Origin of the sequence: Arthrobacter sp. 8AJ, from assembly GCF_902506025.1 — a bacterium.
GTDB lineage: Bacteria > Actinomycetota > Actinomycetes > Actinomycetales > Micrococcaceae > Arthrobacter.
This window is the reverse complement of the sequence record NZ_LR733289.1, coordinates 2,958,059-2,979,439: the sequence shown is the minus strand read 5'-3', so window position 1 is coordinate 2,979,439 and position 21,381 is coordinate 2,958,059. Positions and strand designations below refer to the sequence as shown.

Here is a 21,381-nt window from a genome sequence, read left to right as displayed (position 1 = left end):
CGTCAGCCAGTCCCGTCCCTCAGTCAGCCCTGCCCGCCAAGCTGTCTGCGTACTGCAGCGCAATCCACAGCTCTGCCCGCACCTGTGCCTGGTTCAGGTCCATCTGGAGCAGCTCGCCAAGGACGCCGATCTGCCGCCGAACGCTGTTCCGGTGCAGGCCCAGCAGTTTGGCGGACGCGTCCCAGCTGCCGTTCTCGCTGAGCCAGCCGCGGAGGACAGACAGCAGCGGATGGCGCCGGTCCGGCTCCAGCGCCAGGACCGGCTGCAGGAGGCGTTCGGCCAGCAAAGTCCCGGCCTCACGGCCCAGCAGTCCGGTGACGGACCAGGACACCTCATCGGCCCGGATGCTCTGCCCGCTTCTCTGGACCTGGCCGCGCAGGGAGGTGGCCCGCTGGTAGGCGGCGGACAAGCCGGCGAGCTCGGTCGGTTCGCCCACCACCAGGCGCCACCCGAGCTTCTCCACATCGGCAAGCAGGGCATCATCCACCCTGAGCCGGGTCACGGCGGCGAAGCCGTAGTCAGTGATCTCCACCAGTTTTGTGTCGAGCATCCGGCGCCACTGCAGCAGTTCCCGGACGGGGCCGTCTCCTGCCGGCCACTGGGGCGCTTCCACGTTGATGCCCTGCACAACCCGCATGGGCGCGGACCGGGTGGAGGAAAGGCTCTGCGCCAGCAGGTCCTTGAGCCCGTTCACATGCCTGGTCCCGCCCGCGGTGAGGCTTTCGGGGTGCAGCAGGACGGCGGTGGCCAGCTGGCTTGGAGCCAGCGACCCGCTGGTGCGTTGCCGCACCAGCAGTTCGAGCAATCCGACCGCGGACTGGACCACGTTGTTCTGTGCGGGGGTCAGCGGAACGTCGGAGCCCAGAACCAGGGCGCCAAGATTGGCATCCTTGGTGCTGCGCAGCGGGTGGCCCACCACCAGCGCCGAGCCCGGCAGGTCAAAGCCGTCCATCTCCACCCGGGGGCCCCGGCCGGACAGCAGCCGTTCCAGCATCGGTTCCAGCAGGGAAAGTTCGACGGCGGTGCTGCCGCCGGCACTGGTGCCGCGTGCCCGGACCCGGCCGTCCGCCCCCACCATGACCGCCCATACCGGCACGCGCTGGACCAGGGCGGCCAGCAGTTCATGCTCCGGCCTGGGGGAGAGGACGGCCCGCATGAGTCGCCGGTTGGTCTCCGCCAGCTGCCGGAAGACCCGGGCATTGTCAGTCTCCAGGAGCTGTGAGAACTGGAGGCCGATCGCCGCGAACGGAAGCGACTCAGGCACCTCGAACAGGGTGAGGTTGTGCCGCCGGCACGCGTCCAGCACCACGTCCGGGACGGCATCGAAGTAGGGCCTGATCCCGAACCCGAGGGCCGCCACCTTGGCCTCCACCAGCCGCCGGACATACGCATCCACCCTGGCCGGAGTGCCGCCGTCGCCCAGGAAGGGAAGCCCGGCGGTGAGCAGGAACTCACCCTCCGGCAAATAGGGTGTGGGGTCCTCCAGTTCGCTGGGTTCAACCCACCGCAACAGACGGCCGCCGCTGCCGCCGTCGTGGAGCGTTTTCAGCAGCGGCGGCAGCTGGTCAAGGAACTGCTGGAGGGTGACGAAGCTCAGCCGTCCGGACTCCGCGGGTCCCACAGTCATGGCTCGCACCGGCGTCGACCGGCACCCGGCAGCCGGCGCACCCGGCGGCTGCAGGCGCCGGATTGCAGGATCCGCTGCGTTTGTGCATAAAGTCTCACGGTGGATCACTATAAGTCATTTTGCACCAGGTTGAGAGTTGGCTCACATGCCAATGTTGGTCAGGGGAAACCGACAACTACTCTGAAGGGACGTCAACGGTGACTGTGCCTGTAACCACCGAAAAACCCATCGCGCCAACCATCGGACGGCCCGGCCTCCGGGCCCAGCTGCTCCGGCGTAAACCAATAGGCCACATGGTCAGCGAAGCCGAAGGCGCCGGTGGGGGAACCGGCCTGGTGCGCAGCTTCGGCGTCCTGCACCTGACGATGATCAGCGTGGGTGCCACCCTGGGGACGGGCATCCTGGTGATCCTCGGCGAATCGGTTCCACTGGCCGGACCGGCCATCTGGATTTCATTCATCATCGCCGGCCTGGCCGCGCTGCTCTCCGCGGTGTCGTACGCCGAGATGGCCGGCCTGGTCCCGGCCGCAGGGTCGAGCTACTCCTATTCCTACGCCACCATGGGGGAGGGCATGGCCTGGATCTGCGGATGGTGCCTCGTCCTTGAATACGCCGTTTCCGTGGCCGCCGTGGCCGTCGGCGCGGGCCAGTACGTCAACGAAACGCTGGCTGTGTTCGGGCAGGTGCTGCCCGACGCGATGTCCCAGCCTCCCGGCGACGGCGGCCTGGTGAACGTTCCGGCGGTGGCCATCGTCGTGCTCGCCACCATCCTGCTGGTCCGCGGTGCCCGGGAAAGCGCCTGGATCAACACCGCCATCGTCATCGTCAAAGTAGGCATCCTGCTGTTCTTCTGCGCCGTGGCTTTTACCGCCTTCAACGCAGGAAACTTCGAGCCGCTCATGCCCATGGGGGCCGCAGGCGTCTCCGCCGCCGCCTCCAGGGTGTTCTTTTCCTACATTGGGTTCGACGCCGCCTCCACGGCCGGCGAGGAAGCCCGGAACCCCAAGCGCGACCTGCCCCGCGCCATCCTGCTGTCCATGGTGATCGTCACCAGCATCTACGTCCTGGTGGCCGTTGCCGCCATCGGCGCCCGCCCCTGGGGCTGGTTCGACGGAACCGAAGCCGCCCTGGTCCAGATCCTCGAGGAGACCACGCACCAGCCGTGGGTTGCGTTGGTCTTCTCCGTCGGCGCTGTCCTTGCGATCGCCAGCATCGTCCTCACCGTCCTCTACGGGCAGACCCGCATCCTCATGTCGATGTCCCGGGATGGACTGGTGCCCGCGGTCTTCAGCCGCGTCTCACCCCGCACCGGCACCCCGGCCGCCGGTACCCTGATCGTCGGCACCGCCGTCGCCCTCACCGCAGGGCTGGTGCCGCTTGGCGCCCTGGCCGACGCCACCAGCATCGGAACCCTGTTCGCGTTCGCGCTGGTCAACGTGGCCGTTATCTACCTGCGCCGCAACCGCCCGGACCTGAAGCGCAGCTTCCGGGTGCCGCTGTACCCCATCACCCCCGTCCTGGGCACGCTCATGTGCGCCTACCTGATGGCAAACCTTGGCGCCGAAACCTGGGTGGTGTTCGGCGCGTGGATGCTCGTGGGCATCGCCATCTACTTCGGCTATGGACGCCGGAACTCCAAGGTAGCGGCCCTGAGCGAGCTCGACTACCGTGAACTGACCGCCAAGGCCCCCGGCCAGGAACCTGTGAAAGCAGAACAATCATGACCATCGCCACCGAGCTGCCTGCCTCCGACCCCTCCAGCACCTCCACGCCGCCGGCGGACGCGGCAAGGCGGGGCGCCGGTGAACAGGCAGCTCCCATCACCATGCTGAACCCCGATTTCCCGTTCAGCTACGACCACTACCTGGCCCACGCGGACGGACTGGGAACCGTCCCGCCGGAGCTGTACGGCACGGAGGTGGCCGTCATCGGCGCCGGGCTGTCCGGGCTGGTGACCGCCTATGAACTGATGAAACTCGGACTGCGGCCCGTGGTCTATGAAGCGGACCAGATCGGCGGCCGTCTCCGCACCGCAGCCTTCCCGGCGGCCCCCGGCGTGGTGGCGGACCTGGGCGGCATGCGGTTCCCGGTCTCCGGCAAGGCCTTCTACCACTACGTGGACCTGCTGGGCCTGGAGACCCAGGACTTCCCCAACCCCCTGGCCGAGGCCACCTCCAGCACGGTGATCGAACTGGCAGGCAAGAAGTACTACGCGGAAAAGCCGGGCGACCTTCCGCCGTTCTTCCGCGAAGTGGCCGACGCCTGGAAGGCAGCAGTCAACGACGGCGCCAGGTTCGTGGAGATGCAGGACGCCATCAAGGCGCGGGACATGGCCAGGATCAAGGAACTCTGGAATGAGCTGCTCCCGCTCATGGATGAGCAGACCTTCTACGGTTTCATCGCCGCCAGCGAGTCCTTTAAGAAGGCAGGCTTCGCCCACCGTGAAGCCTTTGGCCAGGTGGGGTTCGGCACCGGCGGCTGGGACACGGACTTCCCCAACTCCATCCTGGAAATCCTCCGCGTGGTCTACACCGACGCAGACGACCAGCACCGGCTGATCCGCGGGGGAGCGCAGCGGCTGCCCGAGGCACTGTGGCAGCACGCGCCGTCGGACATGGTGCACTGGCCGGCCGGCACCTCCCTGGCCTCGCTGCACTCCGGCTCGCCCCGCGGCGCTGTGGGGAAGATCAGCCGGGACCCTGACGGCAACCTGCGGGTCCGGGAGCGTTGGGGCCGCGAGGCCAGCTACCCGGCCGTCGTTACCACCTGCCAGTCGTGGCTGCTGTCCACCCGCATCCACACCGAGGAGGCACTGTTCCCGGCCGAACTGTGGACCGCCATGGAGAAATCGCATTACATGCAGTCCTCCAAGACCTTTGTGATGGTGGACCGGCCCTTCTGGAAGGACATCGACCCCGAAACGGGCAATGAGGTCCTGTCCATGACGCTGACGGACAGGCTGAACCGCGCCACCTACCTGCTGGACAACGGCCCGGACCAGCCCGCCGTCATCCTGTTGTCCTACACCTGGAATGACGACGCCCTGAAGTGGCTGGCCCTGGACGCGGACGAGCGCGTGGAACTGATGCTGCACTCGCTGGAGCAGATCTACCCCGGCGTGGACATCGCCGGGCACATCGTGGGCCAGCCCATCACCGTGTCCTGGGAGGCGGACCCCAACTTCATGGGCGCCTTCAAGGCCAACCTCCCCGGACACTACCGCTACCAGCAGCGGCTGTTCACGCACTTCAAGCAGGACAGGCTGCCGGAATCCCAGCGCGGCATCTTCCTGGGGGGCGACGACGTCTCCTTCACCGCCGGCTGGGCAGAAGGCGCCGTGACCACCGGGCTGAACGCGGTGTGGGGCGTGGTGAAGCACCTGGGCGGGTCATCGGCGCCGGGGAACCCGGGCCCAGGCGACCTGCTGGACGAGTTCGGGCCGATCAGCCTGGATTAGCCTTCAGAAGCGTGGAGCTCGCGGTGTTTCGCCGCGAGTTCCACGTAGCGCGCCGCATTGGCGCGGACGCCGTCGAACTCTTCATCGGTGAGTTCGCGGCGCACCTTGGCGGGCACGCCCGCCACCAGCGAGCGGGGCGGAACCACCGTACCTTCGAGCACCACGGCGCCGGCGGCCACCAGCGAGCCGGCGCCGATCACTGCCCCGTTGAGGACGGTGGCGCCCATGCCGATCAGGCAGTCGTCCTCCACCGTGCAGCCATGCACGACGGCGGCGTGCCCCACGCTGACCCGCTGGCCCAGCGTGCAGGGGAAGCCGGGGTCGGCGTGCAGCACCACATTGTCCTGCAGGTTGCTTCCGCCGCCCACGGTGATGGCCGCGGTGTCGGCCCGGACGGAGACGCCGTAGAAGGCGCTGGCGTCCGGGCCCAGGATGGCATTGCCGATGATCGAGGCCGACGGGGCCACGAACGCTGATTCATGGACAGCCGGGGAATTGCCGGCGAAAGGGTAGAGAGGAGCCATGGCTTCACCCTAAGCCACCCCTCCACCCAACTGAGTAGCAAAAGATGCCGTTTTGGGGCTTCAAAACGGCATCTACTGCGACCTAGTTGAAGACCACCGTACGGTTGCCGTCCAGCAGCACCCGGTGCTCGGCGTGCCACTGCACGGCCTGCACCAGCGTGCGGCCCTCCACGTCGCGGCCCATCTGCACGAACTGCTCCGGCGTGCGCGCATGGTCCACGCGGATGACTTCCTGTTCGATGATCGGGCCCTCGTCCAGGGCGGCGGTCACATAGTGTGCCGTGGCGCCGATCAGCTTCACGCCGCGGGCATGCGCCTGGTGGTACGGCTTGGCACCCTTGAAGGACGGCAGGAACGAGTGGTGGATGTTGATGGCCTTGCCGGTCAGGTCGGTGCAGAGCTCGTCGGAGAGGATCTGCATGTAGCGGGCCAGGACGGTCAGCTGGATGTCGTGTTCGGCGATGAGGGCGCGGAGCTTGTCCTCGGCCTGGACCTTGGTGTCCCTGGTCACGGGGATGTAGTGGAACGGGATGCCGTAGAACTCGGCGAGCCCTGCCAGGTCCTGGTGGTTGGAGACGATGGCGGGGATTTCAATGGGGAGCGTGCCGGAACGCTGCTGGAAGAGCAGGTCGTTGAGGCAGTGCGCCGAGGTGCTGGCCATCACCAGGGTGCGCACCTTGTCACCAACGGTATCGAGGTTCCACTGCATGGAGAACGCTTCCGCCACCGGTTCCAGCGCCGCCCGCAGCTCGGACTTGGGGGCTGCCGTGGTCACCTCCACGCGCATGAAGAAGTTGCCGGTGGAAGGGCTGCCGTACTGCTGCGAGTCCATGATGTTGCACCCTGCAACCAGCAGGGCTCCGGCCACGGCGTGGACGATTCCGGGGCGGTCCGGGCAGGACAGGGTGACGACGTACGCTTGGTTCAGCTGCTCTTGATTCACGCGTAATAGCCTACCCGCGCCGCGGGTGCCGGTTTTGGTAGGCTGGAAGGGTCGCAACTGGCGTTGGGTGGCTAACCACCAGGGAGCGGCAATCACGAAGACCACGGATCGTACGCCTGGGCCGAGGGTCATGTCTTGCCGGAATTGGGGTTGCCCCTGCGTCAGCACAGCAGCACCATGCCGGGCTTTCACGCCCTGTCATCAACGCGGTGCGGAAGCGCGCCAGCCGGTAGCCTGACCTAAGCAGTGCCCGTATCCCTAGCCAGGAGTTCTTCGTGACTACTACAGCCACCTCAACCACAGCCGTCAGCAACCAGCCGCTGGCTGAGCTTGACCCCGAAATTGCCGCAGTCCTTGATCAGGAGCTCGGCCGCCAGCGCGGCACCCTGGAAATGATTGCTTCCGAGAACTTCGCGCCCCGCGCCGTGATGGAAGCCCAGGGCTCCGTCCTCACCAACAAGTACGCCGAGGGCTACCCGGGCCGCCGCTACTACGGCGGCTGCGAATACGTCGACGTTGCAGAACAGCTGGCCATCGATCGGGTCAAGGCCCTGTTCGGCGCCGAGTTCGCCAACGTCCAACCGCACTCCGGCGCGCAGGCCAACGCCGCCGCGCTCTCCGCCATGATCACCCCCGGCGACAAGATCCTGGGCCTGTCCCTGGCCCACGGCGGCCACCTGACCCACGGCATGAAGCTGAACTTCTCCGGCAAGCTGTACAACGTGGCTGCCTACCAGGTGGAGGAAGACAACTTCCGCATCGATATGGACAAGCTCCGCGAGCAGGCCATCGCCGAAAAGCCCCAGGTGATCATCGCCGGCTGGTCCGCCTACCCGCGCCACCTGGACTTCGCCGCCTTCCGCTCCATCGCCGATGAAGTGGGCGCGCTCCTCTGGACCGACATGGCACACTTCGCCGGCCTGGTGGCAGCCGGTCTGCACCCCAGCCCGGTGCCGCACTCCGACGTCGTCACCTCCACCGTGCACAAGACCCTCGCCGGTCCCCGCTCGGGCGTGATCCTTGCCAAGGAACAGTGGGCCAAGAAGCTCAACTCCAGCGTCTTCCCGGGCCAGCAGGGCGGCCCGCTGATGCACGTCATCGCTGCCAAGGCCGTGGCCTTCAAGATCGCCGGCACCCAGGAATTCAAGGAGCGCCAGGAGCGCGTCCTGGAAGGCGCCCGGATCATCGCCGACCGCCTGAACCAGGCCGACGTCGCCGAAGCCGGCGTCTCCGTCCTCACCGGCGGCACCGACGTGCACCTGGTGCTGGTTGACCTTCGCAACTCGCAGCTGGACGGCCAGCAGGCCGAGGACCTCCTGCACTCCGTGGGCATCACCGTCAACCGCAACGCCGTGCCGTTCGACCCCCGCCCGCCGATGGTCACCTCCGGCCTGCGCATCGGCACCCCGGCCCTGGCCACCCGCGGCTTCGGCGCCAACGAGTTCACCGAGGTTGCCGAGATCATCGCCACCGCCCTCAAGGCAGGCAGCAGCGCCGACGTCGAGGCCCTCCAGGCCCGCGTGGACAAGCTGGCGGCCGACTTCCCGCTCTACCCGCAGCACGAGCAGTGGTAAGCAATGACTGAAACCACAACCGCACAGATCCTTGACGGCAAGGCCACCGCCGCTGCCATCAAGGCCGAGCTGACCGAACGCGTGGCCGCACTCAAGGCCAAGGGCGTCACTCCCGGCATCGCCACTGTGCTGGTGGGCGCCGACCCTGCCTCGCAGCTGTATGTCTCCATGAAGCACAAGCAGTCGGTGCAGATCGGGATGAACTCCATCCAGCGCGAGCTCCCGGCGGACGCCACCCAGGAACAGGTAGAGGCCCTCATTGACGAACTCAATGCGGACCCCGCCTGCCACGGGTACATCGTGCAGCTGCCGCTGCCCAAGCACCTGGACACGGACGCCATCCTGGAGCGCATAGACCCCGCCAAGGACGCCGACGGGCTGCACCCCACCAACCTTGGCCGGCTGGTGCTGAACGTCAACAACAAGATCACCACCCCGCTGCCGTGCACCCCGCGGGGAGTCATCGAGCTGCTGGAGCGCAACGGGTACAGCCTGGCCGGCAAGCACGTGGTGGTGGTGGGCCGCGGCGTCACCATCGGCCGCTCGATCGGCCTGCTGCTCACGCGGCGGGACGTCAACGCCACCGTGACCCTGACCCACACCGGCACCACCAACCTCTCGGAGCTGCTGAAGCAGGCGGACGTCATTGTGGGCGCGGCGGGCGTGAAGCACATCGTCAAGGCCGCGGACGTGAAGCCGGGCGCTGCCCTGCTGGACGTCGGCGTCACCCGCGAGACCGATCCGGAGACCGGCAAGAGCCGCGTCTACGGGGACATCGATCCTGCCGCCGCCGAGGTGGCCGGCTGGATCTCACCGAACCCCGGTGGAGTAGGCCCCATGACCGTGGCGCTGCTGATGACCAACGTTGTGGAGGCTGCCGAACGCGCAGCAGGCGTCGGGGAGTAGTCCCGGCCCAAACCGCTCGACGGCGGCACGGTACCTTTCGCAGGGAAGGTGCCGGGCCGCCGTCGGCCGTTTAATCGCAGCGCAGGCTAAGCCAGGCGCGGCCGTGCACCTACTCCCGGGGGAGTACGGGCGCTACGCCGCCTATCTGATTACTTTCGCGGCCCGCGGGAATAGGCTCGGACCATGCAGCGCCGATTCAGGGGACCACCCACCGCCGTCATCGTGGTGGTGGTCGCCGTGATCCAGGTGGCGGGGTCGGCGTTCGCGTCGGTGCGCCAGCCTGGACACGCGCCGCTGGACCCCCTGGCGCTGGCATTGCTGCTGCTGGGGCCCGCCGCGCTGGCTTTCCGCCGGCGCGCGCCGCTGGTGATGCTGCCCGTTGCCGCCGGGGCCACCGCAGCCTACCTTGCCCTGGGCTACGCGTGGGGCCCGGTGGTCCTCTCCTTTGCGCTGGCACTGATCCTGACGGCGGCGGCCGGAAAGCGCGCTGTGGCATGGTCCGGGGCCGCGGCGGGAATCCTGGCATTGTTTTTGGCCGCCGCGCGCAGCGGCGATGAAGCGGCGTTCGTCCGCGCCTTCGCCGGGTCCTCATGGCTGGCCATCCTCGTCCTGATCGGGGAAGGGGTGCGGTTCCGCGGCGAACGGGTGGCCGAACGGCGCCGCCAGGAGGCCGCGGCGGAGCAGGCTGCCCGCGATGAATACCGGCTTGCCCTGGCGCGGGACATCCATGACGTGGTGGCACATTCGCTGTCCCTGATCAATGTCCGGGCCTCGGTGGCGCTGCACCTGGGCGAGAAGGATCCGGCGCAGTTCCGCCCTGCCCTGGAGACCATCAAGGCAGCGAGCAGGGAATCACTGGCTGAAGTCCGCCAGCTGCTGGGCGTGCTCCGGGAAGATGCGCCGTTGAGCCCCACCAGCCGGCCCAGCCTGGCCCGGGTCCCGGAAGTCGTTGACAACGCGCGGCGGGCCGGGCTCGATGTCCGGTTCCAGGCCGGCCCGGGCCTGGACCACGTTCCCGCTGCAGCCCAGGAAGCGGCATACCGGATTGTGCAGGAGGCCCTGACCAATGTGGTCCGGCATTCCGGGGCGCGGACGGCCCGGGTCTCCATCCACGCGGCGAAAGGGGAACTGCTGGTGACCATTGACGACGACGGCGCCGGGGCCGGCACAGCGCCCGAAGGCAACGGCATCACCGGCATGCGGGAGCGGGTGGCAGCTTTGGGCGGCAGGCTTGAGCTGGGGCCGGCGCAGTCCGGTTCGGGCTGGCGGGTCCGCGCGGTCCTCCCGCTGGCCGCCCATGCAGGGCAGGGACCAGGATGATCAGCATCCTGCTGGCCGATGACCAGAACCTGATCCGTGCGGGCTTCCGGGCTCTGCTGGACGCCGAAGCCGACATGAAGGTTGTAGCCGAATGCGGGACCGGGCGCGACGCGGTGCGGCTGGCCCGCCAGTGGCATCCCGACGTGGTCCTGATGGATATCCGCATGCCGGACGGTGACGGCCTGGAGGCTACGCGGCAGATCCTCTCCGATGCGGCGCTGCCAGGTACCCGGGTGGTCATTCTCACCACCTTCGAGCTGGACGACTACATCACCGAGGCGGTGCGGGCCGGGGCCGCCGGTTTCCTGGTCAAGGACACTGAACCGGCCGAGCTGCTGCGCGCAGTCCGCATTGTGCACGACGGAGACGCGCTGCTGTCGCCCTCGGTGACCCGGCGGATCATGGCCCAGCTGGCGCGGAACTCCCGCGCCGCCGAACCGCCGGTGGCACTGGACCGCATCACCGACCGGGAACGGGAAGTCCTCCAGCTTGTGGGGGAGGGTTTGAACAACGCGGAAATCGCCGGACGCCTGTTCATCACTCCGCTCACGGCAAAGACGCATGTCTCGCGGATCATGGCGAAGCTGATGGTCAGGGACAGGGCGCAACTGGTGGTGCTGGCCTACGAATCCGGCCTGGTCCGGCCCGGCTGGGCCGGCTGAGTCCGGCACGGGATGCAGCAGCAGGACTCCCCAGGGAGTACGCGGCCCCGTACAGGTGACTCCCGCCGCCGGACGCGCCGGCCGGGGTGCGGCAACGAGACTCGATACAAGGCCGGATCCCCGGCCGGTTAAAAGAGTCTGGAGAACAAAAAATGTTGGCTTCACTGAGCACCGCCCTGTCCACCACCGCCCTGTCTGCGGCTGCGCAGGTGCCGGCCGATACGGTCGCCTACGGACCCTGGCACGGTGCCTTTTCCCCCTGGTTCCTGTTGTTCCCGCTCTTCTGGATCCTGGTCATCGCGCTGTTCATCTTCGTGGCCCGCAGGGCCTGGCGCCGCAACCAGCACTGGGCAGCGGCCCAGGGGGCCGAAGGAGTGCTGCGTGAGCGCTATGCCCGGGGCGAGGTTGACGAGACCGAGTACCGCCAACGGCTGGAGGTCCTGCGCAGCGGGGACCGGCGGCAGAAGTGACCCGGGCCGCCCGGGGCTGTTCGCCGGGGGTGGAAGGCGGCCGAAGCACAGGCCGGGGTTTGAGACAATAGCTCCATGCGAACTTTGGGCAGCTCCTCGTCATCCGCCAAACCCGCAAGGGCCGGTTTTTCGATGTTCCGGATCAGCGGGCCGGGCCTGATGGTCCTGGTGACGGCGTTCATTGTTGCCGTCATCTTCGCCGCCAACCAGAACGACGTCGTGGGCTGGGTTGTTGCCGTCATCGCCGCGTTCTGGCTGGCACTGGCCGCGTTCGTGGTCTTCAGCATCCAACGGGCCGCCAAAAAGGCCGGTGCCAAGCTGTCCGAGGCACAAAGCGCCTTCCACACCGCAACCGGCCGCGCCCCGGCGCAGGCATCGGCCGACCATGGGAGCACCCGTGTGGTGTACGAGCGCACCGAGGCCGACGAAGTACGCGACCTGAAACTGGACCACTCCTTCAAAATCGTCCAGGTGCAGATCCGCGTGGTGGAAGAGGAACGGGCCAAGGGCGCCGCCGCCAACCAGGACACCATCAACCGCGCCCTCGAGACGATCGAGATCACGGCCACCAATGCCCGGGACATGATCAAGTCCCCCGGCGGCAGCGGAGAGCCGGTGACCGGAACCATCATCGACTAGAGTGGAGCGGGTGAGCTCGGCATTGAACAAGGACCACCTTCGCATCGCATCAATCAACGTCAACGGCCTCCGGGCTGCCTACAAAAACGGCATGGCGGCGTGGCTGGAACCGCGCGAAGTGGACATCCTCTGCCTGCAGGAAGTGCGCGCCCCTGACGCGATCGTCCGGCAGCTGCTCGGCGAAGGCTGGCATATCCTGCACGCCGAGGCGGAAGCAAAAGGCCGTGCCGGCGTCGCCATCGCCTCCCGCCAGGAGCCGCTCGAAACCAGGAACGGCATTGGGGATGATTACTTCGCCACCGCCGGGCGCTGGGTGGAGGCCGATTTCCGCGTCCCTGACGCTGCGGGAAACCCCGTCCAGCTCACCGTTGCCAGCGCCTACGTGCACTCCGGCGAGGTAGGGACTCCCAAGCAGGACGACAAGTACCGCTTCCTTGACGTCATGAGCACCCGGCTTCCGGAGCTGACCAAGCACAGCGACCATGCGCTGGTGGTGGGGGACCTCAACGTCGCCCACACGCCCCGGGACATCAGGAACTCCAAGGGCAACCTCAAGAAGGCCGGCCACCTGCCGGAGGAACGCGCGTACTTCGACCGGTTCTTTGGTGAGGAAATCGGCTGGCATGACGTCCACCGGAACCTTGCCGGCGACGTCGACGGGCCATACACATGGTGGTCCTGGCGCGGCAAGGCGTTCGACAACGACACCGGGTGGCGCATCGACTACCACATGGCCACCCCCGGACTGGCAGCATCCGCCATTTCCGCCGTTGTCGACCGTGCAGCCACCTGGGATACCCGCTTCTCCGATCACGCCCCGCTGGTAGTGGACTACCAGCTCTAAGCCCGAAAGTTTTCCATGACCACCCAGACTCCCTCCACTGCCAAGAAGCGCATCCTTTCCGGCGCCAAGCCCACCGCGGATTCCCTGCACCTGGGCAACTACATCGGCGCCGTGCGCAACTGGGTGGACATGCAGGCGGAATACGACGCCGTCTTCTTCATCCCGGACCTGCATGCCATCACGGTGGATTTCGATCCCGCCGAACTGGCCAAGCGCACCCGCATTGTGGCGGCGCAGTACATCGCCGCCGGCATCGACCCGGACAAGAGCATCTTCTTTGTCCAGTCCCATGTCCCGGAGCACGCACAGCTTGCCTGGGCGCTGAACTGCATCACCGGCTTCGGTGAGGCGTCCCGGATGACCCAGTTCAAGGACAAGACCCAGAAGTCGGGCGCTGACGCCGCAACGCTGGGCCTTTTCGCCTACCCCACGCTGATGGCCGCGGATATCCTCCTGTACCAGAGCGATCTGGTGCCGGTCGGCGAGGACCAGCGGCAGCACCTGGAACTGACCCGGAACCTCGCGCAGCGTTTCAACACCCGGTTTGGCCACACCTTCACGGTTCCCGAGGCGACGATCGTCAAGGAAAGCGCCAAGATCTACGACCTCCAGAACCCCAGCGCCAAGATGTCCAAGACGGGGGAGTCCCCCAACGGTGCCATCCAGCTGCTGGAGGATCCCAAGATCGCCGCCAAGCGCATCAAATCGGCAGTGACGGACGCGGGCACGGACATCCGCTTCGACGCCGAGGAGAAGCCCGGGGTCTCCAACCTGCTGACCATCTACTCTTCCCTGACCGGGAAGTCGGTGGCGGAGCTCGAAGCCGAGTACCAGGGGAAGATGTACGGCCACCTCAAGGTGGACCTCGCGGAGGTGGTGGTGGACTTCATCACCCCGCTCCGCAACCGGACCAACGAGCTGATGGCTGATCCCGCCGAGCTTGACCGGCTGCTGGCCCTCGGTGCGGAACGGGCCCGGGAAATTGCCTCCGTCACGCTGGGCCAGGTATACCAGCGCATGGGCTTCCTGCCGTCCCTCAGCCTCGCAGGAGTCCGCTAGCGCTATGTCTTCGAGAAACGTCACCGCCAGGGGAGGTGCCTTCTCCGCCGGCCAGGCGGAGCGGAACCTGGCTGACCGCTTCGAAGACCAGTCCGGCCACAACGCGGCAACGGACCGTGAGATGCCCCGCAGCGACGAAATCAGTGTGGGCGTCATCCTGGGCTTTCCCGCCGAGATAGCTGACGAACTGCAGCGCTGGCGCGCGTCCTTTGGCGATCCCCTGGCCGGGGTGGTGCCCGCGCACATCACGCTGGTCACCACCACTCCCACCCAGGACTGGGAGGCCACCCGCCGGCACGTCCGCGAGGTGGCCCGCTGCCAGAGCCCCTTCATGGTGACCATCGCCGGAACCGGAACTTTCCGGCCGGTTTCGCCGGTGGTGTTCATCAACGTGGAGGACGGCTTCGAGGAGTGCGTGGACCTGCACCGCAAGCTGCAGCAGGGTCCCCTTCACCGGGAACTGCCCTTTGCCTACCATCCCCACGTCACCATCGCCCATGATGTCGCCCCTGAAAGCCTGGATGAAGCCGAAACGGTGTTAAAGAACTACAGGGCCACCTTCCCCGTGGTTAGCATGGGACTCTATGAGCATGATGCCGACGGCATCTGGCAGCTACGGGAAGAGCTGGACTTTGGGACCGAAACTGACAACCACGCCGGCACCAGCTTCACGGACGCTGCCGCGGACACCACAACCGAAGGCGGCTGACCGGTCGCCGCTGCCCACGCAGCATGCCCAGCTGAAGCTGGCCGTCATCCAAAAGCGGATGGAATGGGGAAAAGCCAGGAGAGCGGGCGGCGGCGTGGTGCCGGGCCTGATGGCACTGATCCAGTGGCTGCTGGCCAAACTCAACACTTTGCGCCCCATGCGGGCCTTCCAGCACTACAACCTCCAGCACGGGCCCCTGCTGAGCGCCGGCATTGGCTTCCGGATGTTCTTCTCCATCACCGGCCTCCTCACCACCGGGTTTTCGATAGCCGGGCTTGTCCTCAGCGGACAGCCGGCCCTCCTCGACACCATTGTTGCCACGGTGGCGCACAGCGCCCCCGGTCTCCTGAAAGTCGGCAACGGGGACGGACTGGTGGACCCGAAGGACCTCCTGAACCCGGGCGGCCTCGGCTGGACGGCGGTTATTGCCGCTGTGGTCACCATCATCACCTCGCTGGGCTGGATCAACGGGATGAGGGACGGGCTGCGCGGCGTGCTGCAACTTCCTCCGCTTGTGGTCAACCCCATCCTGGTGCGGCTGCGCGACGCCGGTACCCTGCTGCTGCTGGGGCTGGCCCTGGTGATCAGCGCGGGCGCCTCCCTTGTCTTCGGCACGGCGGCGGGTTGGGTGGTGGGTTTCCTGCATCTCAGCGACGCCGTGGCTGGTCCCCTCACCACGTCCGTCAAGATCGTGGTGCCGCTGGTCCTGAACTGGGTCACCGCGCTGATCATGTTCCGGCTCGCCGCCGGACTGAAACTGTCCCGGCAGGCGCTGCTCGAAGGCACCATTCTGGCCGCCGTAGGCACTACCGTTCTGCAGATCTTCAGCACTGAGCTGCTGGCAGGTGCCAGCCGGAACCCAATCCTGGCCTCATTCGCCATCATCATCGGACTGCTGATCTGGTTCAACCTGGTCAGCCAGGTCTACCTTGTCTCAGCCGGGTGGTCGGCGATCCGTGAGGCTGACCTGGAGTCCGGCGGCGCTCCGCGGAAAACCATCCTCGGCGCGCGGCGGGCCACGCCCCAGACCTGACCTGCCGTGCCGGGTGAGGCCTGCAGGGATATCGGGCCGTGGCCGGCTGTTTTACGGCGCCGGCACCAGCCCCTCCCACGCCACCGTCCAGCCCGCTGGAAAGCCGGGGGCGTGCCGGTCCGGGCCGTTATCCCAGCCGGCTGCCATCAGGGCGACGGCGGCAAGCAGGCCGCCATTGCCCGGCAGGTACAGGGGCAGCGAGTCCGTCTGGCGGTTGTGCCCGTTGGACAGCACCGTATTCTTTCCGGCCTCCCGCAGGAGCGCGTTGACTGCGGCCTCGGGGCGGCCCAGGCGCGCAGCGGTCATGGCCATGACCGGATAGTCCCAGCCCCACGTGCTGTCCCAGTCCCAGTCCGCCAGGACATCCTCAAGCGTGGCGTTCATGATGCCTTCGTCGATCAGGTCCGTCAGCGGCAGGACGCCGAGCGCACAAAGCATTGAGGGGTGGTCTGTCCTGATGGTGAAGGGTTCCACGTCCATGGCTGCGTAGACGCCATTGAGCACGCGCGGAGGCACCAGGCCGTCCGCCACCGTGAGCCAGGACTGCAAGGGTTCCAGCCCCAGCCGCTCCCGCCAGGCGGCGGCGGTGCGCAGGCCCCACTGCCAGTACGCGAGTTCAAAGGTGGGGTTGGTGACCGTCCCGCGGAGGGAACCGTAGCATTCCTGCGCGGGAATGAGGGGCGGGCCCAGCTCAAATCCGCGCGGTGTGGGGTGGGCGAAGCCGGCCATGAAGTGGGCGGATTCGAAGACGATGTCCGCAAATTCCTCCAGCACCTCCCGGCACGGACGGCTCCGGTACACCAGTTCCGCCAAGTGGATGGGATGCGGCTGCTGCCAGATAAGGAAGGTGCCGATCGGGCTGGGGCTCTCCCTTCCGTCCGGACCTGTCTGCTTTGGCCAGCGGGCGCCGTCGAACCCTTGTCCCCGGGCCGTTTCCCGTGCGCCCTCCAGCACCGTGGCGTACCAGCGCAGGGACGGCAGGAGGAGCTCCACCCGGTTCCAGTGCGCAAAGTGGGCGGCGTGCCACCAGTGCATCTCCAGGTGGAAACGTCCGCGCCAGGAATTGCAGACCAGCCCGGTTTCCTGCGGCGGCAGGGACCCTGAACAGTTGACGGCCGTGAGGTATTGGGATAGCACGATGCGCCGTTCCAGCTCAGCGGCCCGGGGATCCGCCGTGGCAGCCAGTTCCACGGCACCGCCGGATCCCCAGAAGCGTGGCCAGTGCGACGCCGACGCGGCGGCGACAGTGCTGCCAGGCAACGGAGGAGTCCCCAACGGATGCCCGGCGCCGGGAGGCAGCGGAGTGCTTGCCTCCGCCTTTCCGGCCACCCGGGAAAGGCCCGCGCCGCCGCGCGGAATACAGTCACCATCTCCGGCGCTAAGGAAGGCGATGGACAGGTCCAGGACGGCCGGATCGGCATCCACGCACGAATGTATCCTCACGTGGTGCGTCCCTGTTTGGTCCACGGTCAGGCCCTGCCCCGAAACCACCACCTGGTACCGCGCGTTATCCAGTTCGCGGTGCACGATCCAGCTGGTGGATCCGGGGTGGAGCTCTGAGGGGTGTGGTTGGCCAAGGCGGGTTGTGTGCGCCTCGGGCTGCTCCCAGCCGGCCGCGTTGTGCCACGCCTCTGAGCCGTACGGAAAGTCAATGCCGATCACCAGCCCGTCCCGGACCGCAGTCGACTCCACCCGGATGCCCAGTTCGTCGCGGTCCGGATGGCAGGCTGTGGTGACCTTGGCCGGATGGCCCGCAACCGTGAACGTACTGGTGACGGTGCCGGTCCACAGATCCAGGGTCTGGCTGGTGCCGGAGAGTTCGCCGCTGCTGAGCGGCCGGCCGGTGCCGCCCTGCAGCAGGTGGAAGCCGATGCGTCCGAGGTCCAGGCGGTGCGGGTTGGCGCGAAGCCATGTTTCTGCTGCTGAGGTGCCCGTTTCACGGTCATTGACGATGTCTCCCACCATGTCCACGTACGGCACCGGGCCGCGCGGTGAATCGTAGAGGACAGTGGACCCTGCCAGGGTGCAGTGTTCCCCGCCCGGCGTGGAGTGCCAGCCCCACGCGGACTGTGTCCCCAGCAGGGTTCCCGGCGGGAGTGCGTCCTCGCGCGGCCCCACAGGGTAATCGCGCGGAAGCGTCTGCAGCCCGGTGAGGTCCATGGTGAAAGCGAACTCGCCGTTGCCCACGGAGAGGGGACTGCGAGGATCAAGCGTCCGCTGCCGGACATTGTGGCGCCGCACCAGTGCTTCCCGGTCGATGGGGGCTGGACCGTCTGAAGGGACTCCTCCGGCTCTGTCCGGTCCTGCAGTGCTGCCGTGGCTGCGCAAAGTGCACGTCCTCCTGGGGGATGGCTGGTGACCGGGATGTCCGGCGCACGACGCGCCGTCCCGTCCACTGCGGACCAAGGTTCCCGGACGGTGAGAAAGCGGTTTCCGCGATCCATCATTGGCTGGTTCCAGGGCGGTGTCAAGGCCTTCCCGGGCGCGGAACGGCCCGAAAGTTTTCGGCGGCAACGCCGTGCGGACCAGGATACCCGCCGCCTATTGACGGCCTGCAAAACGTGTTGATACGTTTCACGAAACCGTTTTCCAGCCCCCTGATCCAGGAAGAAGCCTGCCCAATGACGCGCCACGGTATGCCCCGCATTCGTCAGTCCATTGCCATCCTGTCAGCAGCAGCCATGCTGGCCGTGACCGCGGGTTGTTCCAGCCCATCGTCCAACAAGGCCGAGGATGGGCCGGTGGAAATCCGGTTCTCCTGGTGGGGCAACGCCGGCCGCGCCGACCTGACCAACAAAGCCATCGCGGAATTCGAGGCAGCCAACCCCACCATCAAGGTCAAGCCGGAGTACGGGGACATCGGCGGTTACTTCGACAAGCTTGCCACCCAGATGGCCGCCAACGACGCCCCGGACGTGATCACCATGGGCGGCGCGTATCCCGCGGAATATGCCAACCGCGGGGCGTTGCTGGACCTGTCGAAGGTAGAGGGGTCACTCGACTTGTCCAAGCTGGACCAGGGTGCGCGGGAAAACGGCCAGGTCAAAGGAAAGCAGTACGGGGTCTCCACGGGAGCCAACGCACTGGCGATCGTGGTGAACCCCGCAGTCTTCACGGCTGCGGGCGTCCCCATGCCGGATGACAGCACCTGGAGCTGGGATGACTTTGCCAGGATTGCCGGCGACATCACGGCCAAGAGCCCGAAGGGGACCTACGGAACGGCGACCGTCCTCACCCATGACTCTCTGGATGCCTTCGCCCGCCAGCGTGGAGAATCGCTCTACACCCAGGACGGCCAACTGGGACTGGGCAAGGAGACGGTGCGGGACTACTTCGATTACTCACTGAAGCTCAGCGAATCCGGCGCCGCCCCCAGTGCTTCCGAAACGGTGGAAAAGCTCAACGTCAGCACCGAGCAGACGCTCATGGGCATGGGCAAGGCCGGGATGATGCTGACCTGGAGCAACTCGCTGACTGCCCTCAGCAAGGCTTCAGGCGCAGACCTAAAGCTGCTCAAGCTTCCCGGCGAAAAACCCACTCCGGGAATCTGGCTCCAGTCCTCGCAGTTCTACACCATCTCCGCCCGCAGCAAGCACACCGACGCTGCGGCTAAGCTGGTGGACTTCCTGGTGAACAACCAGGCCGCCGCCAGGATCATCCAAAGCGACAGGGGCATCCCCGGCAACGCCGATATGCGGGCCGCTATCCAGGACGGCCTCACGCCGCAGGGGAAGGTCGAAGCCGGGTACATCGACCAGATCGGCAAAATGGACTTCGCTCCCACCTACATCGGCCCTACCGGTTCCACCGCGGTTTCCGAGATCACCGCCCGGATCAACACCGACGTCCTGTTCAAGCGGCTCACACCGGAGAAGGCGGCCGAACAGTGGATCAGCGAGAGCAAGGCAGCCATCGGCAAGTAGGCTTCCCGCCACAGGCGGCGCGGCCGGATCAGGCGGGGGTTGCGTCCAGGTACTGGTCAGCCCAGGCAGCGATAATCCGCGCGGCCCGTGCGGCCTGCCCCTTGCCGGTCAGGAGGTGGTCGCTTCCCTCGAGCGAGACGAAGTTCCGCGGGTGCCGTGCGGTCTGGAAGATGGTGCTGGCATTCTCAATCCCCACGGTGTTGTCGGTAGGGGAGTGGAGCACCATCAGCGGCTTGTGCAGCTGCCTGATGCAGTCCGTGAGGTCCGCGTTCTCCAGGTCCTCCACGAAATGCCGGCGGATTTCCACGCGTTTGCCGCCCAGGTCCACCTCGGCGCTGCCCTCACTCAGGATCCGGTCCAGTGCGGCATCGAACACATGGGCCACGTGTTTGGGGGAGAAGGGCGCTCCCACGGTGGCAACGGCGTCCAGTTCGGGAATTTCCCGGGCAGCGGCGAGGACCGCAGCGCCGCCGAACGAATGGCCCACCAGCAGCGAGATTTCCTTCCCCTCGCTGCGCATGAATTCCGCCGCCTTCACCGTGTCCGCAACCTTGTGGCTGAAGGATCCGGCAGACCATTCCCCGGCGGAGCCGCCCAGGCCCACATTGTCGAAACGCAGCATGCCGATGCCGCTGTCAGCCAGGGCCTTGCACATCCGTGCCGCGGAGGGACTGTCCTTGCCCAGCGTGAAGCCGTGCGAAAAGACGCCCCAGCCTTTGACGGGGCCCTCGGGAACATCGATGATGCCGGAGAGCATCTCTCCGGTGGAGCCGGCGAAGGACACTTTTTCGGAGCGGGACATGCTGTCCCCTTTCTGTGCGGAAAGGCTGTGCGGAAACGAACGACGGCGCCCTCCACCACGTGTGGTGGGTGACGCCGTCGGCCGTTGTTTCTGTGTTGAACGCGCCTAGATCCTGCGGGCCAGGATGGCCTGCTTGACCTCCGCGATGGCCTGCGTGACCTGGATGCCGCGGGGGCATGCCTCCGAGCAGTTGAAGGTGGTGCGGCAGCGCCACACGCCTTCCTTGTCGTTGAGGATCTCCAGGCGCATGTCGCCGGCATCATCGCGGGAGTCGAAGATGAAGCGGTGCGCGTTCACGATGGCGGCGGGGCCGAAGTACTGCCCGTCGGTCCAGAACACGGGGCAGGAGGACGTGCACGCAGCACACAGGATGCACTTGGTGGTGTCATCAAAGCGCTCACGGTCCTCTGCGGACTGCAGGCGCTCCCGGGTGGGCTCGTGGCCCTTGTTGATCAGGAAGGGCATGACTTCGCGGTACGACTGGAAGAACGGCTCCATGTCCACGATCAGGTCCTTTTCCACCGGCAGGCCCTTGATGGGCTCCACCGTGATGGGCTTGGACGTGTCCAGGTCCTTCAGGAGGGTCTTGCAGGCAAGGCGGTTGCGGCCGTTGATGCGCATGGCGTCCGAGCCGCACACGCCGTGGGCGCAGGAGCGGCGGAACGACAGGGTGCCGTCCATCTCCCACTTCACCTTGTGCAGGGCGTCCAGGACACGGTCCGTGCCGTACATGGTCAGGTGGAAATCGTCCCAGGTTGATTCCCCGGAGACCTCCGGGTTGTACCGGCGGACCCGCAGGTGGACGTCGAACGTGGGGATTTCCCCGCCCCCGCCAACGCCGGCAGGAAGTTCAACCTTTGAGGCTGGCTCAGCGATTTCAGCGGTCATC

19 protein-coding genes and 1 riboswitch are annotated in these 21,381 nt (G+C 66.9%); of the genes, 13 read left to right on the top strand and 6 right to left on the bottom strand.

Annotated features, from left to right (window positions below):
- Positions 1-19: 19 nt before the first annotated feature.
- Entirely contained in the window at positions 20-1,627 is a 1,608-nt protein-coding gene (locus BACI349Y_RS13780; protein ID WP_159632585.1) for a PucR family transcriptional regulator, read from the bottom strand.
- Between the two features lie 197 nt (positions 1,628-1,824).
- Between BACI349Y_RS13780 and BACI349Y_RS13775 the strand changes: the two genes are divergently transcribed.
- Positions 1,825-3,351 (top strand): amino acid permease, encoded by a 1,527-nt coding sequence (locus BACI349Y_RS13775; protein ID WP_159632584.1) that lies wholly within the window; start codon positions 1,825-1,827, stop codon positions 3,349-3,351.
- Complete coding sequence (locus tag BACI349Y_RS13770; RefSeq protein WP_201302446.1) at positions 3,348-5,084, top strand: flavin monoamine oxidase family protein; 1,737 nt, start codon at positions 3,348-3,350, stop codon at positions 5,082-5,084. The genes BACI349Y_RS13775 and BACI349Y_RS13770 overlap by 4 nt, the downstream gene beginning before the upstream one ends.
- Here the strand turns inward: BACI349Y_RS13770 and BACI349Y_RS13765 are convergent.
- Positions 5,081-5,608 (bottom strand): gamma carbonic anhydrase family protein, encoded by a 528-nt coding sequence (locus BACI349Y_RS13765; protein ID WP_159632583.1) that lies wholly within the window; start codon positions 5,606-5,608, stop codon positions 5,081-5,083. The two genes, BACI349Y_RS13770 and BACI349Y_RS13765, sit on opposite strands and share 4 nt — an antisense overlap.
- 82 nt (positions 5,609-5,690) lie before the next feature.
- On the bottom strand, positions 5,691-6,551 hold the full coding sequence (purU, locus tag BACI349Y_RS13760) for a formyltetrahydrofolate deformylase (RefSeq protein ID WP_159632582.1): 861 nt from the start codon (positions 6,549-6,551) through the stop codon (positions 5,691-5,693).
- Positions 6,552-6,594: 43 nt separating this feature from the next.
- Positions 6,595-6,680, top strand: a riboswitch (ZMP/ZTP riboswitch).
- 146 nt (positions 6,681-6,826) lie between these two features.
- On the opposite strand from purU, the gene glyA reads away from it, so the two are divergent.
- The 10 genes from glyA to BACI349Y_RS13710 all read left to right on the top strand — a co-directional run bounded on the left by glyA (position 6,827) and on the right by BACI349Y_RS13710 (position 15,767).
- Complete coding sequence (gene glyA / locus BACI349Y_RS13755; RefSeq protein ID WP_159632581.1) at positions 6,827-8,125, top strand: serine hydroxymethyltransferase; 1,299 nt, start codon at positions 6,827-6,829, stop codon at positions 8,123-8,125.
- 3 nt (positions 8,126-8,128) lie between these two features.
- The gene (locus BACI349Y_RS13750; RefSeq protein WP_159632580.1) at positions 8,129-9,031 is read left to right on the top strand and encodes a bifunctional methylenetetrahydrofolate dehydrogenase/methenyltetrahydrofolate cyclohydrolase; all 903 of its coding nucleotides are present in this window, start codon (positions 8,129-8,131) and stop codon (positions 9,029-9,031) included.
- A gap of 183 nt (positions 9,032-9,214) precedes the next feature.
- The gene (locus BACI349Y_RS13745) at positions 9,215-10,351 is read left to right on the top strand and encodes a sensor histidine kinase (RefSeq protein WP_159632579.1); all 1,137 of its coding nucleotides are present in this window, start codon (positions 9,215-9,217) and stop codon (positions 10,349-10,351) included.
- Positions 10,348-11,013: a response regulator gene (locus BACI349Y_RS13740; protein WP_159632578.1), complete on the top strand. Its 666-nt coding sequence runs from the start codon at positions 10,348-10,350 to the stop codon at positions 11,011-11,013. Before BACI349Y_RS13745 ends, BACI349Y_RS13740 begins: the two co-directional genes overlap by 4 nt.
- Positions 11,014-11,165: 152 nt before the next feature.
- Complete coding sequence (locus BACI349Y_RS13735) at positions 11,166-11,483, top strand: SHOCT domain-containing protein (RefSeq protein WP_236560833.1); 318 nt, start codon at positions 11,166-11,168, stop codon at positions 11,481-11,483.
- A gap of 75 nt (positions 11,484-11,558) precedes the next feature.
- Positions 11,559-12,122 (top strand): hypothetical protein, encoded by a 564-nt coding sequence (locus BACI349Y_RS13730; protein WP_159632577.1) that lies wholly within the window; start codon positions 11,559-11,561, stop codon positions 12,120-12,122.
- Positions 12,123-12,132: 10 nt separating this feature from the next.
- Positions 12,133-12,966, top strand: coding sequence for an exodeoxyribonuclease III (locus BACI349Y_RS13725; RefSeq protein WP_159632576.1), 834 nt, complete (start codon positions 12,133-12,135; stop codon positions 12,964-12,966).
- 15 nt (positions 12,967-12,981) lie between these two features.
- Positions 12,982-14,025 carry a tryptophan--tRNA ligase gene (gene trpS, locus BACI349Y_RS13720; protein ID WP_159632575.1) on the top strand — a complete coding sequence of 348 codons (1,044 nt, stop codon included), beginning with the start codon at positions 12,982-12,984 and terminating at the stop codon, positions 14,023-14,025.
- Between the two features lie 121 nt (positions 14,026-14,146).
- Positions 14,147-14,734: a 2'-5' RNA ligase family protein gene (locus BACI349Y_RS13715; protein ID WP_224027288.1), complete on the top strand. Its 588-nt coding sequence runs from the start codon at positions 14,147-14,149 to the stop codon at positions 14,732-14,734.
- 58 nt (positions 14,735-14,792) lie between these two features.
- Complete coding sequence (locus BACI349Y_RS13710; RefSeq protein ID WP_159632573.1) at positions 14,793-15,767, top strand: YihY/virulence factor BrkB family protein; 975 nt, start codon at positions 14,793-14,795, stop codon at positions 15,765-15,767.
- A gap of 51 nt (positions 15,768-15,818) precedes the next feature.
- Here BACI349Y_RS13710 and BACI349Y_RS13705 read toward each other — a convergent pair whose 3' ends face one another.
- Positions 15,819-17,927, bottom strand: a complete 2,109-nt coding sequence (locus BACI349Y_RS13705; protein ID WP_236561051.1) for a hypothetical protein — start codon at positions 17,925-17,927, stop codon at positions 15,819-15,821.
- 461 nt (positions 17,928-18,388) lie between these two features.
- Here BACI349Y_RS13705 and BACI349Y_RS13700 point away from each other — a divergent pair, with 461 nt between their 5' ends.
- Complete coding sequence (locus BACI349Y_RS13700) at positions 18,389-19,690, top strand: ABC transporter substrate-binding protein (RefSeq protein WP_159632572.1); 1,302 nt, start codon at positions 18,389-18,391, stop codon at positions 19,688-19,690.
- Between the two features lie 28 nt (positions 19,691-19,718).
- On the opposite strand, the gene BACI349Y_RS13695 is transcribed toward BACI349Y_RS13700, so the two are convergent.
- Both BACI349Y_RS13695 and BACI349Y_RS13690 read right to left on the bottom strand, forming a co-directional pair.
- The gene (locus BACI349Y_RS13695) at positions 19,719-20,492 is read right to left on the bottom strand and encodes an alpha/beta hydrolase family protein (protein ID WP_159632571.1); all 774 of its coding nucleotides are present in this window, start codon (positions 20,490-20,492) and stop codon (positions 19,719-19,721) included.
- Positions 20,493-20,597: 105 nt separating this feature from the next.
- Positions 20,598-21,380 carry a succinate dehydrogenase iron-sulfur subunit gene (locus BACI349Y_RS13690; protein ID WP_159632570.1) on the bottom strand — a complete coding sequence of 261 codons (783 nt, stop codon included), beginning with the start codon at positions 21,378-21,380 and terminating at the stop codon, positions 20,598-20,600.
- Between the last annotated feature and the right edge of the window lies 1 nt (position 21,381).

What these genes read in the sequence shown, in the direction of transcription:
- BACI349Y_RS13780 (WP_159632585.1), bottom strand. Translation starts at nt 1,627, where the DNA reads ATGACTGTGGGACCCGCGGAGTCCGGACGGCTGAGCTTCGTCACCCTC.
- BACI349Y_RS13770 (WP_201302446.1), top strand. Translation starts at nt 3,348, where the DNA reads ATGACCATCGCCACCGAGCTGCCTGCCTCCGACCCCTCCAGCACCTCC.
- BACI349Y_RS13765 (WP_159632583.1), bottom strand. Translation starts at nt 5,608, where the DNA reads ATGGCTCCTCTCTACCCTTTCGCCGGCAATTCCCCGGCTGTCCATGAA.
- BACI349Y_RS13750 (WP_159632580.1), top strand. Translation starts at nt 8,129, where the DNA reads ATGACTGAAACCACAACCGCACAGATCCTTGACGGCAAGGCCACCGCC.
- BACI349Y_RS13745 (WP_159632579.1), top strand. Translation starts at nt 9,215, where the DNA reads ATGCAGCGCCGATTCAGGGGACCACCCACCGCCGTCATCGTGGTGGTG.
- BACI349Y_RS13740 (WP_159632578.1), top strand. Translation starts at nt 10,348, where the DNA reads ATGATCAGCATCCTGCTGGCCGATGACCAGAACCTGATCCGTGCGGGC.
- BACI349Y_RS13735 (WP_236560833.1), top strand. Translation starts at nt 11,166, where the DNA reads ATGTTGGCTTCACTGAGCACCGCCCTGTCCACCACCGCCCTGTCTGCG.
- BACI349Y_RS13730 (WP_159632577.1), top strand. Translation starts at nt 11,559, where the DNA reads ATGCGAACTTTGGGCAGCTCCTCGTCATCCGCCAAACCCGCAAGGGCC.
- trpS (WP_159632575.1), top strand. Translation starts at nt 12,982, where the DNA reads ATGACCACCCAGACTCCCTCCACTGCCAAGAAGCGCATCCTTTCCGGC.
- BACI349Y_RS13715 (WP_224027288.1), top strand. Translation starts at nt 14,147, where the DNA reads ATGCCCCGCAGCGACGAAATCAGTGTGGGCGTCATCCTGGGCTTTCCC.
- BACI349Y_RS13710 (WP_159632573.1), top strand. Translation starts at nt 14,793, where the DNA reads ATGGAATGGGGAAAAGCCAGGAGAGCGGGCGGCGGCGTGGTGCCGGGC.
- BACI349Y_RS13705 (WP_236561051.1), bottom strand. Translation starts at nt 17,927, where the DNA reads ATGGACCTCACCGGGCTGCAGACGCTTCCGCGCGATTACCCTGTGGGG.
- BACI349Y_RS13700 (WP_159632572.1), top strand. Translation starts at nt 18,389, where the DNA reads ATGACGCGCCACGGTATGCCCCGCATTCGTCAGTCCATTGCCATCCTG.
- BACI349Y_RS13695 (WP_159632571.1), bottom strand. Translation starts at nt 20,492, where the DNA reads ATGTCCCGCTCCGAAAAAGTGTCCTTCGCCGGCTCCACCGGAGAGATG.
- BACI349Y_RS13690 (WP_159632570.1), bottom strand. Translation starts at nt 21,380, where the DNA reads ATGACCGCTGAAATCGCTGAGCCAGCCTCAAAGGTTGAACTTCCTGCC.